Genomic DNA, 15,136 nt, shown 5'->3' with positions numbered 1-15,136 from the left:
TCAGTACGGATAGGCGGCGAGCCATACGGCGACGTCACGGTAGGCCTGTTGGCGTACGGTGCGCCGGGAGAGAAAGACATCATGCAGTGCGCCGGGGTACCGGAACACCGCCGTGCGTCTGGCAAGTCCGAGGGCCCGTCGCGACGTTTGCTCAACATCAATGACGGCATCGGCCCGCATCAGTTCCGCAGTCCATTCCGCCTGGATTCTGGTCCGTCCTGACAAGAGCACCAGGACCGGGGCATCGATGTTCAGCTTGCGCTCCACGGTCGCGTGCCCGGCGAGCACGGCCTTGGTCCATCCCGCCCGGATCGGGAAAGAGGTCCGGGGACGCCACACCGGATCCAGGATCCATTCGCCGTGGGCCTCGTTGCTGACACTCTCCCAGTAAGCAGGCATCTCGGGAAACCTGAAGGGGCGCTTGGGGTCAGTCCGGGCAAAAGGTTCCACCAGGTGCATGGCTATGCTGCGTACGAGGCTGCTTCCCTGAAGCTCCAGCCACGGCGAATTCAGGATCAGGGTCCCCACCCTGCCGGGGTTGCGATCGGCCCAGAGGGCCGCGATCAAACCTCCCAAAGAATGAGCGAGAAGATGAATTGTAGGAGGTGTCGCATTCGAGGTCCGCGAAGCTACGTCCCGTTCGATCTCCGTCAGAGCGGCCGCAAGATCCTCGTCGTAGACACCGAGATCGGAAGTGTATCCGGGAGTCTGTCCCGGCAGCAGGCTGCGACCGAACTTCCGCAGGTCGAGTGCGTAGAAGTGGAAGCCCGATGCCGTGAGGTACTCGGCCAGTTCGGTTTGCAGGAAGTAGTCTGCCCATCCGTGCAGGTACAGAACCACTCTTGGGGCTCCACCTGGATCCGCGGGGGCAGAACGGCGTTTGCGTTTGGTAAAGGACCCCAGGAAGTCCAGGATGCCGTGCGGAGCTGCCTCGGACACGGGCGGCGCGTGTCGGACGAGCGTGGCCTTCACGGGCCCCTCTTCATCGGCGGTGAGGGGCAGGTCCAGGCATTCGTATCCATGTCCCAGAACATCGGGTTGCCACAATGACACGGATTGGTCGGTGGTGGTCATGTGTCCCCTTCCTGCCGGTCGCCCGGCAAGCTGCTGTGCATGAAGCCCCTGATCCATCGGGCAAGCCGTGCGTAAGCGTCCTTCCGCACGGCCGGCGCCGAGAGGAAGACGTCGTGCAGACCGCCGTCAATGCGCTCCAAAGTAACAGTTCGCCCCAACGCCATGGCACGCAGCGCAATGACGCTGACATCCAGCACGGCATCGGAACTCCGCATGGACTCCTGCCAGACCATGCCATTGGCGCTGGCCGAAGACGTCAGGACAAGGACGGGAATGTCCAGTTCCAAGCCGCGGGCCACCTGCGAATGGCCGGCGAACACGGCGTTCAGCCAACCAGCCCGGACCGGGAATGCGAGCGGGGGCCGATACTTCTCATCCAGTGCCCATTCGCCTTCGGCGGTGCTGCTGATGGTGCGGAAGTAGAAGCCCCGTTCGGGCAACCTGAGGACAGTTTCGGGGCGGAGCTTTGCCAGGGGTGTGACCATGGCATGCGCGGCGCGCCTCACCAGCGAACTGCCGTGCATTTCCAGCCATGGACTGTCCAGGATCAAGTATTGAATCTTTCCTGGGTGCCTGCTGGCCCATAGTGCAGCTACCAACCCTCCGGTGGAATGGCCCATGAGGGCTAAACATCCCGGAGGCGCGGAACTGCGGTCGTCGCGGATGGCTTCGACGGCTTGGTTGATTTCGGCGTCATAGTCCGCCAGATCCGCCACGTATCCGCCGGGGTTGTCCGATTGCAGGCTTCGGCCGTGATTGTGCATGTCCAGTGCATAGAAGTCGTAACCCTGTCCTGCCCAGAACCGGGCAAGTTCGGTGTTGAAGAAGTAGTCGCTCCATCCGTGCAGGAACAGAACGGCTCCGTACCGCTTCGGCCCGGTAGGTGCATCCACGGCTGTGGGTTCCTCTGGCGCTGCTCTGTGACGGATGAGGGTGGCGTGGCGGACAACGCCATCAGGGCCCGTGGCATTAAGGCCGCAGGACTGGAAGTCCGGGCCCAGGATGTCAACTGTCCACTCCATGGCTTTAGCTTAGACACTTGCGGCGGCGTCCCTGCCCGCTGCCCTCCCCGTGAAAAGGCATCCACCGAGAAAAGTGCCTTCCAATGCCCGGTATCCATGGACTCCGCCTCCACCGAAACCGGCTGCTTCTCCTGCCGCGTAGAGCCCAGGTATCGCGTTGCCCTCCCCATCAAGAACTCTGGACCGCAGATCCGTTTGGATGCCGCCCAGGCTTTTCCGGGTCAAGACCGAGAGCCGGATGGCCATCAGGGGTCCATGCGCCGGGTCTGCCAACCGGTGGGGAGGAGCCACCCTCATCAACTTGTCCGTGGCAAAGCGCCTTGCCGCCCTGATGGCGGCAAGTTGCGGGTCCTTGCCCAAGCCGCTGGCCACCTGGCGATCACGGTCCTCAATCAGGGACTGCAGGGCGGCGGCGTCAATTGACCTCGAGTCCACCAGTTGGTTCATCCTGGAGGCAAGCTCCGTGGGTGAAGACGCCTGGATGAAGTCGATGCCCTTGTCCATGAAGCGCTGAAGAGGCGTGTCGGTTCCCGGCCGCAAGCGGGAGGCAAGCAGACGGACATCTTTGCCGGTGAGGTCCGGATTCTGTTCGGATCCGGATAATGCAAGTTCCTTGAGCGCAATGGTGCGGTTGAGCACAAACCATGAGTAACCGTGGCCGGAAGCAACGATGTGGCGGAGGGCTCCAAGGGAATCGAAGCCGGGGAAGAGGGGAGCGGGCAACTGTCGTCCCTCGGCATCCAGCCACAAGGAGGAAGGCCCCGGCAGGATACGGATACCATGCAGGGGCCACACGGGATCATGGTTGTGGATTCCTTCGGGGTAGTGCCACATCCGGTCTCCGTTGACCAATGCGCCGCCTGCCGACTCCACCACCGGAAGGAACTCACCGTCCACGGAGGCAGGGACGCCGCAAAGCATTTCCGCCGGAGCGGTACCTCCCGGCCATTGGCGGCGGACCATATGGTGGTTGCCGCCGATTCCACCTGTGGTCACCACGACGGCGCCTGCGGTCGCTTCGAAATGCCCGACGGCGACCCGTGAGGATGCCTGGCCCCGCACCGCCGTCGACGGTTCCAGGACCTCGCCGTAGACGCCGGTGACCCTTCCCGACGTCGTGGTCAGGGATGACGCTCTGTGGCGGAAGTGCAGGGAGACTTTACCGGCTTTGACGCCTTCCATGACTTTGGCCAGAAACGGTTCCACGAGGGCCGGCCCTGTTCCCCACGTGACGTGGAAACGGGGCACCGTGTTTCCGTGGCCCTGCGGACCGTAGCCTCCTCGTTCCGCCCACTGAACCAGCGGAAAGATCCCCACGTTGAGGTTATTCAGCCACGCCCTTTTCTCGCCCGACGCGAAGTCGACATACGCCTCTGCCCATGCGCGAGCCATCCTGTCCGCAGGCCGGTCGAAGGCCGCAGAAGCCAACCAGTCCGACATCGCCAGTTCGGCGCTGTCCTTGACCCCCAAGCGTCTCTGCTCCGGTGTATCGACCATGAAGAGGCCTCCGAACGACCAGTGCGCCTGGCCTCCGGTTGAGGCCTTGGGTTCTTGGTCCAGGATGGCCACGTTCTTGCCTGCGGCGTAGGCGGTCGCGGCAGCGACCAGCCCTGAAAGCCCAGCCCCGATCACCACGACTTCGGCGGAAATAGTGCTCAGGCCATGATCTGCATCACTTTTTTGGAGCGACATGGGTACATGGTAGCGGCAGGCATGGTCACGGGTTTGGTGAGTTGTCCGTAAACCGGAAAACTAGGAGCATGCGTGTTTACCCCACATTCTTCAAGTTGGCTTTTTCCTGGATGGATGCCGAGAAAGCCCACAAGATCGGCTTCCAAGGCATCCGGGCAGCCCATCGTTCGGGGGCAGGCCGGGTTCTCGCGAGGATGACGGCCCCGGACGCGTCATTGCGCACGGAGGCCTTGGGGCTCACTTTTCCGTCACCTTTTGGGCTGGCGGCAGGCTTCGACAAGGAGGGGCACGGTATCGAAGCCCTGGCCGAACTGGGTTTCGGTCATGTCGAAGTAGGCACCATTACCGGACAGGCACAGCCGGGCAACGAGAAGCCCCGGTTGTTCCGACTGATTGAGGACCGCGCGGTTATCAACCGGATGGGATTCAACAACGACGGCGCCGCGGCCGTTGCGCCCCGACTCAAGTCGGCGCGGGCTGCTTTGCAGAAAGGGCGCCCGGTTGTTCGCCCGATCATCGGTGTGAACATTGGCAAGACCAAGTTGGTGGAGCTCGAGGACGCCACTGAGGATTACCTGGTAAGTGCGCGAAGCCTTGCTCCCGCAGCCGACTACCTGGTGGTCAACGTCAGTTCCCCGAACACGCCCGGCCTCAGGTTGCTGCAGAATGTGGAGACCTTGCGTCCGCTGCTGCGGGCCGTGGGGGATGCGGCCGACGAGGCTGCAGGGCGCCATGTTCCGCTGTTGGTTAAAATCGCCCCGGACCTCTCCGACGAAGACATCGACGACGTCGCAAAGCTTGCGCTGGACCTGAAATTGGACGGAATCATCGCCACCAACACCACGATCTCCCGCGACGGGCTGACCTCCGATGCCGCCAAAGTGGAATCCCTTGGCGCAGGTGGCCTCTCGGGGGCGCCGCTCAAGCAGCGTTCACTCGAAGTGTTGCGCAGGCTCAAGGTCGCTGTTGGTGATCAGCTGGTACTCATCGCCGTGGGAGGTGTAGAAACGGCACAGGACGTTCAGGAGCGTTTGAATGCCGGTGCCACCTTGGTCCAGGGCTACACAGCCTTCCTCTACGAAGGTCCGTTCTGGGCGTCGCGCATCAACAAAGGCCTCGTGAAGATTCGTCAGCGGGAAGCCCGCTAGCCTCGAACGTCAGAACGAAGACCCCGGACCAACGGTCCGGGGTCTTCGTACTTCATGAATGATGTGGGCTGTTACGCCGGGTATTGCCCGCGCTTCACCTGTGGCTTGGGGAGGCGGAGCTTGCGGAACTGGAGGGCACGCATGCAGCCGTACCAAACGGAGCCGCGTTCCACTTCGCCGAACTTTTCGGTGAGCTTCTTCCGGAGCTTGCGCGAGAGGATGAAGACGTCCACGAAGACAGCAAGGAACATGATCCAGAAGCCCACGAGGACGTAACTGATGCCGGCGCTCGTTGGCGGGATGATCAGTGAAATGACGACGAAGAGAAGCGCGCCGAACATGAGGTATTCACCGAGGCTGAACCGTGCGTCAACGTAGTCGCGGGTGTACCGCTTTTGGGGACCCTTGTCACGGACGGGGAGGAACCTCTCATCACCCGTATCCAGGGCTTGCCGCATCTTCTGCCGCTGGTCCTGGATGGCCACCCTTTCCGCTGCCTTGGAGGCCTTGCGGTCGTTAGGTACCAAGGGGCGTTTGCGGGCTGCTTCCTGGTCCTTCCGCTTGGGCGTAGGGGCGCCTTTTCCGGCGCCCGGCTCCGGGGCGGTGGCGTAGGCCTGGTCTACTACTGATTGAGCGCTGGGCTCTTCCTTTTTGCGTCCGAACACCCATACAGAATACCCCGCAAGGAGGTGGCGCAGGTTACGTGTCCGGTGCTGGAGCCATATCGCGCCGGGCCGCGCCTGCTCGGACCGCGCCTGCCCGGGCGGTGGTATGCCCGGCGGTAAAGTATGCCCATGACTTCAGCACATGCGGAGATCCCGCAGAACAAGCAAGGGCACTCCGGCGATACCCCGGTCGACGCATTGACAAGGGCAGTCGATGATTCGTTCGAAGCCACGATGGCTTCCCTGAAGGACCTCGTGGAAATTCCCGGCATTGCCTGGCCCAGCTTCGATCCGGCGGAACTCGACCGAAGCGCCGAAGCCGTTGCTTCCTTGGTTAAGGCAGCCGGCATGGAAGACGTCCGTATCCTGCGTTGCGACAAAGCTGACGGGACGCCCGGTGGTCCTGCCGTCGTCGCACGCCGTCCCGCAGCAGCAGGCAAGCCAACCATCCTGCTGTACGCCCACCATGACGTTCAGCCGCCGGGGGACCGGAGCCTCTGGAACTCGGAACCGTTTGTTGCGGAGGAACGGGACGGCAGGCTCTATGGTCGCGGTGCGGCCGACGATAAAGCAGGCGTCATGGCCCACTTGGCGGCCTACACTGCCGCGACAAAGGTCTTGGGGGACGAATTCGGCCTCGGCGTGACCTTCTTCTTTGAAGGTGAGGAAGAAGCGGGCTCGCCAACATTCCGGGCCTTCCTCGAAGAACACCAGGAGCTCCTGCGGTCGGACGTCATCGTGGTGGCTGACTCCAGCAACTGGAAAGTGGGCGTTCCGGCCTTGACCACCAGCCTTCGCGGCCTGGTCGACGGAACCTTTGAAGTGCGTGTCCTGGAGCACGCAGTCCACTCCGGAATGTTCGGCGGTCCGGTACTGGACGCCCCAACGCTCCTGTCGCGGCTCATCGCGACCCTTCACGACGAGGAAGGGAATGTTGCTGTCGCCGGACTCGTGGGTCGGGATGACGTCACTGTTGACCTCACGGAAGCGGAATACCGCGCCGATGCTGCAGTTCTCGACGGCGTGAAGCTCGCCGGGAGCGGGACCATCGGTTCGCGCTTGTGGACCAAGCCTGCGCTGTCCATCATTGGCATGGATGTCCCCGCCGTAGATGTCGCGTCCAACACCCTGATTCCAGCTGCCCGGGCAAAATTCAGCCTGCGGTTGGCTCCGGGGCAGGATCCCGAGGCCGCCATGGACGCCCTGAGGCGGCATGTTGAGTCCAATGCGCCATTCGGTGCCCGAGTGACCTTCACACCGGGCGAGCGGGGCAACGCCTTCTCCACCGACACCTCATCTGCTGCGGCCCGGGTGGCGCTCTGGGCGTTGGGGGAGTCGTGGGGTGTCCAGCCTGTTGAAATGGGAATCGGTGGTTCCATTCCGTTCATAGCGGATCTTCTGGAGATGTATCCCGCAGTGCAGATCCTGGTGACAGGCGTCGAAGACCCGGATTCCCGGGCCCACAGTGCCAACGAGTCGTTGCACATCGGAGACTTCCGCCATGCAGTGCTGGCTGAGGCGCTGATGCTGGCCAGGCTCAATGCCGAGGGATTGGCGGGCTAGGCGCCGCGGCGCGCCGGGAACAAGGAATTGCTGTCTGTGGTTACGTCAGGAGTTATAGCTAAGCGTCTGCGCGACGTAGCATTAGCTATAACCCGTACGTTATTGGGTAAGGGCAGGCTGCGTTCCGGCGCCGCCGCCAGGAGCTTCATAAGAAGGTAGGCCAATGAGCACTGCAACCAACGAAAACAGCACCGGAGCACAGGTCGTCGCCAACGACGAACTGCCCACGCACGAGGTCAACCTGACCGACGTCGCCGCAGGCAAGGTCCGCAGCCTCCTCGAACAGGAAGGGCGCACCGATCTTCGGCTGCGCGTTGCAGTCCAGCCTGGGGGATGCTCCGGCCTGATCTACCAGCTTTACTTTGACGAGCGCATGCTCGACGGTGACGCTGTACGTGATTACGACGGCGTCGAAGTCGTCGTGGACAAGATGAGCGTCCCCTACCTCAGCGGTGCCAGCATCGACTTCGAGGACACCATTTCGAAGCAGGGCTTCACCATTGACAACCCGAACGCCGGCGGGTCCTGCGCCTGCGGCGATTCGTTCCACTGATGTGAGCCATCGCCGCACGTCGGCGCCCCTTCGAACGCAGTTCAACGCGTTCGGAGCCACGGCGCCGACATGTGCGCGAAAACCGCTTGATAGCGGTAAGCTCTACATCGGGTAGTAAAACTTTTTAGTGTGCCCGGTGAGCCTTCGGCCTGCCGGGAGACAGCAACAAGAGGAAGGGCCGTCTGTGAGTTCGCAGAACCGAACCGGCAGCCGACGCATAAAGATCACCTCGATCACTGGCTTGGCACTCGCCGGCGCGTTGGTTTTGACCGGATGTTCACCAGAGGTAGAGAAGGGTTGGCTGCCTACAGAGCGCGGCACGACCAACCACACTGACCGGATCATGGACCTCTGGGTCAACTCATGGATCGCCGCCTTGGCAGTCGGTATCATCACGTGGGGCCTTCTGGTCTGGTGCATCATTGCCTATCGTCGCCGCAAGGGCACCACGGGTTTCCCCAAGCAGCTGAGCTACAACCTGCCGCTCGAGGTCTTCTACTTGACCATCCCGCTGTTCATGGTTCTGGTGTTCTTCTACTTCACCGACCAGGACCAGCGTGCGATCGATGACCGCTCGCAGCCGGCCGACGTCGTTGTTGACGTCCGCGGCAAGCAGTGGGCCTGGGACTTCAACTACAAAAAGGGCGAGGTCATCACTGAGGACCTCCACGAAGCCGGTGTCCAGGCTCACCTGACCGGTAACGAAGTCAACAAGGAACTGCTCCCCACCCTGTACTTGCCGGTTGGCAAGTCCGTGGACCTGGAGCTGAACTCCCGCGATGTCATCCACTCTTTCTGGGTCCCCGCCTTCCTTCAGAAGCGCGACATGATCCCGGGCAAGACGAACTACATCAGGTTCACTCCCACCAAGGAGGGCACCTTCGATGGCAAGTGTGCCGAGCTCTGCGGTGAATATCACTCCGAAATGCTGTTCCGCGTCAAGGTGGTCTCCGAGTCTGAATTCCAGGCACACATGGATCAGCTCCGCCAGGATGGCAACACGGGCCTGCTCGGTGCGGAATATGACCGCAATCCGAACCTGAACGAAAAGTAAGGGGAGCGACGTGGCTACTTACACTCAATCCGCCGGGACCCTTGAGGCTCCCGTAGTTCCTAAATCCAAGGGACGCATCGTCGTCAACTGGATCACCTCCACGGACCACAAGACCATCGGGTACATGTACCTCATTGCGTCCTTCGTGTTCTTCTGCCTCGGTGGCGTCATGGCTCTGCTCATTCGTGCAGAACTGTTCGAACCCGGCATGCAGATCCTGCAGACCAAAGAGCAGTACAACCAGATGTTCACGATGCACGGCACCGTGATGCTGCTGATGTTCGCGACTCCGCTGTTCGCTGGTTTCGCCAACGTCATCATGCCGCTACAGATTGGCGCTCCGGACGTTGCCTTCCCGCGTCTGAACGCTCTGGCGTTCTGGTTCTTCCTCTTCGGCTCCACGATCGCCGTTTCAGGCTTCATCACCCCGCAGGGTGCAGCGTCCTTCGGCTGGTTTGCTTACGCTCCGTTGTCCAATACAACGTTCAGCCCGGGCGTTGGTGGTGACCTGTGGGTCTTCGGCCTTGCGCTCTCCGGCTTCGGAACCATCCTCGGTGCCGTCAACTTCATCACCACGATCATCTGCATGCGCGCACCGGGCATGACCATGTGGCGTATGCCGATCTTCACCTGGAACACCCTTGTAACGGCCATCCTGGTCCTCATGGCCTTCCCGCCGCTTGCTGCTGCACTCTTCGCCCTTGGCGCTGATCGCCGCTTTGGTGCCCACATCTTCGATCCCGAAAACGGCGGTGCCGTCCTCTGGCAGCACCTGTTCTGGTTCTTCGGCCACCCCGAGGTGTACATTATCGCCCTGCCGTTCTTCGGCATTGTTTCGGAAATCTTCCCGGTGTTCAGCCGCAAGCCGATCTTCGGTTACAAGGGCCTTGTCTACGCAACCATTGCCATCGCAGCCCTGTCCGTGACCGTGTGGGCCCACCACATGTATGTGACCGGTTCCGTCCTGCTTCCGTTCTTCGCTTTCATGACGATGCTGATCGCGGTACCAACGGGTGTGAAGTTCTTCAACTGGATCGGAACGCTCTGGCAAGGTTCCATCACTTTCGAAACGCCTATGCTCTGGAGCATCGGCTTCCTGGTGACGTTCCTGTTTGGTGGTCTTACCGGCATCATCCTGGCTTCGCCGCCGCTCGACTTCCACGTCTCCGACTCCTACTTCGTGGTTGCGCACTTCCACTACGTGGTGTTCGGTACCGTCGTCTTCGCCATGTTCGCAGGCTTCTACTTCTGGTGGCCAAAGTGGACCGGCAAGATGCTCAACGAGCGTCTCGGCAAGATCCACTTCTGGCTCCTGTTCCTTGGCTTCCACGGCACGTTCCTCATCCAGCACTGGCTGGGTGTCGAAGGTATGCCGCGTCGTTACGCCGACTACATGCCGCAGGATAACTTCACGTGGATGAACCAGTTCTCCACGATCTCCTCCTTCGTCCTGGGCGCTTCACTGCTGCCGTTCTTCTGGAACGTCTACATCACCTGGCGCAGCAACAAGAAGGTTGAAGTCGATGACCCCTGGGGCTTCGGTGCTTCGCTCGAATGGGCAACCTCTTGCCCGCCGCCGCGTCACAACTTCACCTCCTTGCCCCGTATCCGCTCCGAGCGCCCGGCGCTGGACCTCCACCACCCTGAGTTGGCCCAGGTTCACACTGCCGAGGCCCCGTCGCCCGCAGCAGCAGTCTTGGGTAACGCCGACCAGAAGGACGTCAGCAAGTGAAAATCGAATCATGGCTCTTCGGAGCAGGAGTTTTCTTCTTCGTCCCCGTAGCCATTGCTTATGGTTTCCTGACCGAATGGTCTGAGTGGGTCGGCGTCCTGGGTATTCTCCTCGTTGGCGGCCTCGCCGGCATGATCGGTGCATACCTGGGCTTCACCGGCAAGCGGATCGGCATGCGTCCGGAGGATCGTCCTGACGCAGAAATCCACGAAGGCGCCGGCGAGCAGGGACACTTCAGCCCGTGGAGCTGGTGGCCCCTGGTTCTCGGCTTGGCTTGCGCCGGCGGATTCCTCGGACTCGCCATTGGTTTCTGGGTGACCTACGTCGCTGGTGGCCTTGCCGTCGTGGCATTGGTTGGCTGGGTTTTCGAATACAGCCGTGGCGATCACGCCCACTAGCAGGACATAGCTGGAAAACGATGGGCCCCACCGTTAGGTGGGGCCCATCGTCGTTAATACGAAGCGTGGGAAGTCCAGAGGCTTGGAACCGTGTCGGGAACGCTCCACGTCGTGCCCTGAATAAGGTTCAGCGGGCTTCTGTGGCCTCAAGGACGGCCGACAGTTCCGTCAGGGCATTGGCAGCCACGGAAACGCTATGCTCATCGCTGAGGGCACTCGACGGCACCTCCAAAATCACCTCGCATCCGAAGCCGAAGTCTTCCGTCATGACTTCCAATAATGAGCGTGCGTCAACAGGATCTCCGTCCTGCTTCCGGATGGTTACCGGCAATCCCGTTTCGGTGACCGCGCGGACAAAGACTGCCGCCGCGCGCGCGTGCAGTCCAATTTCAGCGGCGACGAAGGCCTTCTGCTCCAGCAAGCCAACTCCTTTGATACGACGAATCAAACCGTCAGAAAATGATCCATACAAGCGTAGCGGCGGAAGGTGCCCAATTCCACACAAGGGGTCTCGGTGGTCTAGACCTGCAGTGCCCCTGAATTATCCTAGAAGCATGACTCTAACGCTGGAACTCTGCCGTGCCTGAGGCAGCAAACATAGCCGGTGACATCGACCGCACCAGCGGAACGCCCATTTACGTTCAGCTCCGGGAAATTCTCCGATCCTTCATCGCGCAGTCATGCCCCCCGGGCTCTGCTCTCCCGTCTGAACGGGATTTGTCGGACCGGTTCGGCCTAGCCCGGATGACGGTACGCCAGGCCATCGACGCTTTGGTCGGCGAAGAAGTCATCGAACGGGTTGTCGGTCTCGGCACCTTTGTCAGAAAGCCGAAGCTTGACCTACAAGTAAAGCTGACGTCCTACAGCGAAGAAATGCAACGTCGTGGCATGGTTCCCGCGGCCAAGGTGCTCAGCTTTGAGCAGATCGCTGCCAGCGCGTTCCTTGCCCGGGAGTTGCAGCTTGAGGAGGGCACTCCGCTCGTCCGCTTCAGGCGCTTGCTGCTCGCGGACAATGAACCCATGAGCGTTGATGAGAACTTCATTCCAGCGCATCGCGTGCCGGGATTGCTCGATGAGGCGCCCCCAACGTCGCTCTACAACGTGTTGAGCGAACGCTTTGGTTTGGTGATGGAGTGGGGCGAGGACATGATCGAGGCTACGGCAGCGTCGCCCTCCACCGCCAGGTTGCTCAACGTTGACGTCGGTGCACCTTTGTTAAAAATTCAGCGGCACGCATTCGTCGCGCGGGCCATGGTCGACTATTCCGTGTCGTACTACCGGGCGGACCGCTACAAGCTGTGGGTTCCCCTGCAGCGGCCTGGCGTTCGTCCTACCCGCAACTACTCGTCGGGCTATCGCACCCAGAACTGAGCTGGGCACATAGGAAGGGCCCGGTCCATTGGACCGGGCCCTTCCTATATTGACTGCTGCCTGCTAGTGGCTCAGGCTCTTCTGGTCTTCGCCAGCCGCGATTGCCTCATGGTGGCCATGGGCGTGTGCTGCTTCGAGTTCTGCCGGTGTTGCCGGGGCAACGCGATCCTCGAAGAACCACTTGGAGAGTGCCGCGCGGCGCTTCTCCTTGCGGGTGACAACTCCGTGTTCGTTCGGCTGGGCCGGGATGGGAGCCGGCGACTCGAACCCAACGAGCTTGTAACGCTTGTACTCGTCCAGCGGAGCGTGAACCTCGATGAACTCACCATGCGGGAGGCGGACGATACGGCCGGTCTCGCGTCCATGGAGAGCGATCTCACGGTCCTTGCGCTGCAGGGCCAGGGCGATTCGCTTGGTGACGATGAAGGCGATTACCGGGCCGATGAAGAACAGCGCACGAAGCCAGTACGTCACATCGTTCAAGGACACGTGGAAGTGCGTAGCAATAAGGTCGGAACCAGCTGCCGCCCACATCACGCAGTACCAGGTGAAACCTGCAACACCGATGGCAGTACGAGTCGGAGCGTTGCGCGGACGGTCCAAAACGTGGTGTTCGCGGTTGTCCTTGGTGATCCAGCGTTCGATCCACGGGTACATGAACAGGACGGTGAAGATGATTCCTGCAGGCACGAGTGCCGGGAGCAGGACGTTCAACGTCAGTGTGCGTCCGAAGATGACCCATTCAAAGTGGAAGTCATTGATGACACCAGGCATGAGGCGAAGGGCCCCGTCCACGAACCCGATGTACCAGTCAGGCTGGGTACCGGCGGAAACCGGTGAGGGGTCGTACGGGCCGTAGTTCCAGATCGGGTTGATCGTGAACGCCGCCGCCATGAGCGCCAGGACGCCGAAGACGATGAAGAAGAACCCACCAGCCTTTGCCGCGTAAACCGGTCCGAGGGGGTAGCCGACGACGTTGCCGTCGTTCCGGCCGGGGCCGGGGTACTGGGTGTGCTTGTGCACAACCACCATGAACAGGTGGATGACGATCATCAGGAGGATGAGAGCAGGAACCAGCAGGATATGCAGGACGTAGAGGCGGCCGATGATGGCCGTGCCCGGGAATTCTCCACCGAAGAGGAAGAACGAAGTGTACGTACCGATTACCGGGATGGACTTGATAACGCCGTCGATGATGCGCAGGCCGTTACCGGAGAGCAGGTCATCGGGGAGTGAATAGCCGGTGAAGCCTGCTGCCATGGCCAGGATGAGCAGGACACCGCCAACTACCCAGTTCATTTCGCGCGGCTTGCGGAAAGCACCCGTGAAGAAAACGCGCAGCATGTGAACGCCGAGGGAGGCCACGAACAGCAAGGCTGCCCAGTGGTGTACCTGGCGCATGAACAGGCCGCCACGGACATCGAACGAGATGTTCAGCGACGAGCTGTAGGCAACAGACATTTCGACGTTGTACAGCGGCGTGTAGGAACCCTGGTAATGGGTTTCTGCCATGGACGGATCGAAGAAGAACGTCAGGAAGGTGCCCGACATCAGCAAAATGACGAAGGAATACAGTGCCACCTCGCCGAACATGAACGACCAGTGGTCAGGGAAGACCTTTCGGCCGAACTCACGCAGGATGCCGGAGCCACCCACGCGCTCGTCTACGAAGTTGGTGAAACTACCAACCTTTGTCTTCGGAACGAAGGGGGCTTCAGCTGTTGATGAGGCGCTCATGCTCGTCACGCTCCCAGTAACTCGGTCCTACAGGTTCTCTGAAGTCGCTGGTGGCGACGAGGTAGCCCTCTGCGTCAACTGCGATGGGCAGCTGGGGGAGCGGACGACTTGCCGGTCCAAAGATGACCTTGCATTCCTGCGTGAGGTCGAACGTGGACTGGTGGCAGGGGCACAGAAGGTGGTGCGTCTGCTGCTCGTAGAGAGCAACAGGGCAACCGACGTGCGTGCAGATCTTGGAGTAAGCAACGATGCCGTTGTAGCTCCAGTTTTCACGGCCCTCGGAGGGGTTCAGCGAGTTCGGATCGAGTCGCATCAACAGAACGACGGCCTTGGCCTTCTCGTTCAGCTTGCCCTCGTGGAGCTCGTTGAGGCCCTCAGGGATAACGTGGAAGGCCGAACCGATGGTGACGTCCGAGGCCTTTATGGGAGTGCCATCGGGGTCGCGCGTCAGGCGCTTCAGCTTGCCGCCCTCGGGAGCCCACATGGTGTGTGCCAAAGCGTCGTCCGGACGCGGGCCGAGGTCGCCGAAGATGGCGAGTGCCGGCAGGGGAGCGAGCGCAACGGCACCAAGAAGGGTGTTGCGGATCAGCGGGCGGCGCTTGATGCCGGTTTCCTCGACGATGTCGTCGACGATGCGGACCGCTGCCTGGCGATCTTCTTCGGTACGGATAGCGTGGCGCTCTTCAGACACTTCGTGATCGGGCATGAGGGCCTTGGCCCAGTGCACGATGCCGGTTCCGATTCCCAGCATCGCAAATGCCGTACCCAGACCCAGAAGAAGGTTCTGGGTGCGGATGGTCGCAATGGTGGTGTCGTCGCCAAGGTCGATGGCAAAATACGCCACCAGGAAGACCAGCGTGCCAATGACGGAGGTGCCAAACAGAATGGCTACCTGACGCTCGGCGCGCTTTGCGGCTACCGGGTCCGTGTCAGCCAGGCGCAAACGATGCGGAGGAAGACCAGGATCCTGGAACTTCTCCACCTCATTCTGACCAGCCGTAGCTACGGTGCCCGAGTGGTTCGGACTGCCGTCACTATGGTTGCCCATAATTCGCCTCATCCTTCTCTCGTTGTCTCGGCCGAAGCCGAGTTATTTTCAGTTTCAAACTGCTGACCGTGCAGCAGAA

Annotated in this window: 14 protein-coding genes; 7 read left to right on the top strand and 7 right to left on the bottom strand. The window is 61.3% G+C overall.

Annotated elements, in window-relative coordinates; genetic code table 11:
* Genes ACR30Z_RS13290 through ACR30Z_RS13280 form a run of 3 tightly spaced genes read right to left on the bottom strand, consistent with a single transcriptional unit; the run spans position 1 to position 3,788 of the window.
* Positions 1 to 1,074 carry an alpha/beta hydrolase gene (locus ACR30Z_RS13290; protein WP_144648341.1) on the bottom strand — a complete coding sequence of 358 codons (1,074 nt, stop codon included), beginning with the start codon at positions 1,072 to 1,074 and terminating at the stop codon, positions 1 to 3.
* Positions 1,071 to 2,096, bottom strand: a complete 1,026-nt coding sequence (locus ACR30Z_RS13285) for an alpha/beta hydrolase (RefSeq protein ID WP_434373009.1) — start codon at positions 2,094 to 2,096, stop codon at positions 1,071 to 1,073. The genes ACR30Z_RS13290 and ACR30Z_RS13285 overlap by 4 nt, the downstream gene beginning before the upstream one ends.
* Before the next feature lie 9 nt (positions 2,097 to 2,105).
* The gene (locus ACR30Z_RS13280; RefSeq protein WP_434373008.1) at positions 2,106 to 3,788 is read right to left on the bottom strand and encodes an FAD-binding dehydrogenase; all 1,683 of its coding nucleotides are present in this window, start codon (positions 3,786 to 3,788) and stop codon (positions 2,106 to 2,108) included.
* A 68-nt stretch (positions 3,789 to 3,856) separates the two neighbouring features.
* Here ACR30Z_RS13280 and ACR30Z_RS13275 point away from each other — a divergent pair, with 68 nt between their 5' ends.
* The gene (locus ACR30Z_RS13275; protein ID WP_434373007.1) at positions 3,857 to 4,936 is read left to right on the top strand and encodes a quinone-dependent dihydroorotate dehydrogenase; all 1,080 of its coding nucleotides are present in this window, start codon (positions 3,857 to 3,859) and stop codon (positions 4,934 to 4,936) included.
* Between the two features lie 71 nt (positions 4,937 to 5,007).
* On the opposite strand, the gene ACR30Z_RS13270 is transcribed toward ACR30Z_RS13275, so the two are convergent.
* On the bottom strand, positions 5,008 to 5,601 hold the full coding sequence (locus tag ACR30Z_RS13270) for a DUF3043 domain-containing protein (RefSeq protein WP_144648337.1): 594 nt from the start codon (positions 5,599 to 5,601) through the stop codon (positions 5,008 to 5,010).
* A gap of 129 nt (positions 5,602 to 5,730) precedes the next feature.
* Here ACR30Z_RS13270 and ACR30Z_RS13265 point away from each other — a divergent pair, with 129 nt between their 5' ends.
* From ACR30Z_RS13265 to ACR30Z_RS13245, 5 genes are all read left to right on the top strand, one after another.
* Complete coding sequence (locus tag ACR30Z_RS13265) at positions 5,731 to 7,164, top strand: dipeptidase (RefSeq protein WP_434373006.1); 1,434 nt, start codon at positions 5,731 to 5,733, stop codon at positions 7,162 to 7,164.
* A 163-nt stretch (positions 7,165 to 7,327) separates the two neighbouring features.
* Complete coding sequence (locus ACR30Z_RS13260; RefSeq protein WP_144648335.1) at positions 7,328 to 7,717, top strand: HesB/IscA family protein; 390 nt, start codon at positions 7,328 to 7,330, stop codon at positions 7,715 to 7,717.
* Positions 7,718 to 7,901: 184 nt separating this feature from the next.
* Positions 7,902 to 8,771 carry an aa3-type cytochrome oxidase subunit II gene (gene ctaC, locus ACR30Z_RS13255; protein ID WP_144648334.1) on the top strand — a complete coding sequence of 290 codons (870 nt, stop codon included), beginning with the start codon at positions 7,902 to 7,904 and terminating at the stop codon, positions 8,769 to 8,771.
* A gap of 10 nt (positions 8,772 to 8,781) precedes the next feature.
* Positions 8,782 to 10,503 carry an aa3-type cytochrome oxidase subunit I gene (gene ctaD, locus ACR30Z_RS13250; RefSeq protein WP_144648333.1) on the top strand — a complete coding sequence of 574 codons (1,722 nt, stop codon included), beginning with the start codon at positions 8,782 to 8,784 and terminating at the stop codon, positions 10,501 to 10,503.
* Entirely contained in the window at positions 10,500 to 10,901 is a 402-nt protein-coding gene (locus ACR30Z_RS13245; RefSeq protein ID WP_144648332.1) for a cytochrome c oxidase subunit 4, read from the top strand. Before ctaD ends, ACR30Z_RS13245 begins: the two co-directional genes overlap by 4 nt.
* A gap of 127 nt (positions 10,902 to 11,028) precedes the next feature.
* Here ACR30Z_RS13245 and ACR30Z_RS13240 read toward each other — a convergent pair whose 3' ends face one another.
* A complete protein-coding gene (locus tag ACR30Z_RS13240; protein WP_434373003.1) occupies positions 11,029 to 11,322 on the bottom strand; it encodes an HPr family phosphocarrier protein in 294 nt (97 codons plus the stop codon).
* A gap of 158 nt (positions 11,323 to 11,480) precedes the next feature.
* Here ACR30Z_RS13240 and ACR30Z_RS13235 point away from each other — a divergent pair, with 158 nt between their 5' ends.
* Entirely contained in the window at positions 11,481 to 12,272 is a 792-nt protein-coding gene (locus tag ACR30Z_RS13235) for a GntR family transcriptional regulator (protein ID WP_144648330.1), read from the top strand.
* 63 nt (positions 12,273 to 12,335) lie between these two features.
* Here ACR30Z_RS13235 and qcrB read toward each other — a convergent pair whose 3' ends face one another.
* A complete protein-coding gene (gene qcrB / locus ACR30Z_RS13230; protein ID WP_144648329.1) occupies positions 12,336 to 14,009 on the bottom strand; it encodes a cytochrome bc1 complex cytochrome b subunit in 1,674 nt (557 codons plus the stop codon).
* Entirely contained in the window at positions 13,987 to 15,057 is a 1,071-nt protein-coding gene (gene qcrA, locus ACR30Z_RS13225; RefSeq protein ID WP_026540751.1) for a cytochrome bc1 complex Rieske iron-sulfur subunit, read from the bottom strand. The genes qcrB and qcrA overlap by 23 nt, the downstream gene beginning before the upstream one ends.
* Positions 15,058 to 15,136: the final 79 nt, after the last annotated feature.

Origin of the sequence: Paenarthrobacter sp. FR1 (genome assembly GCF_051106045.1) — a bacterium.
GTDB lineage: Bacteria > Actinomycetota > Actinomycetes > Actinomycetales > Micrococcaceae > Arthrobacter > Arthrobacter nitroguajacolicus_A.
Note: the sequence above shows the minus strand (reverse complement) of the source record. Positions and strands in the feature narration are given on the sequence as shown.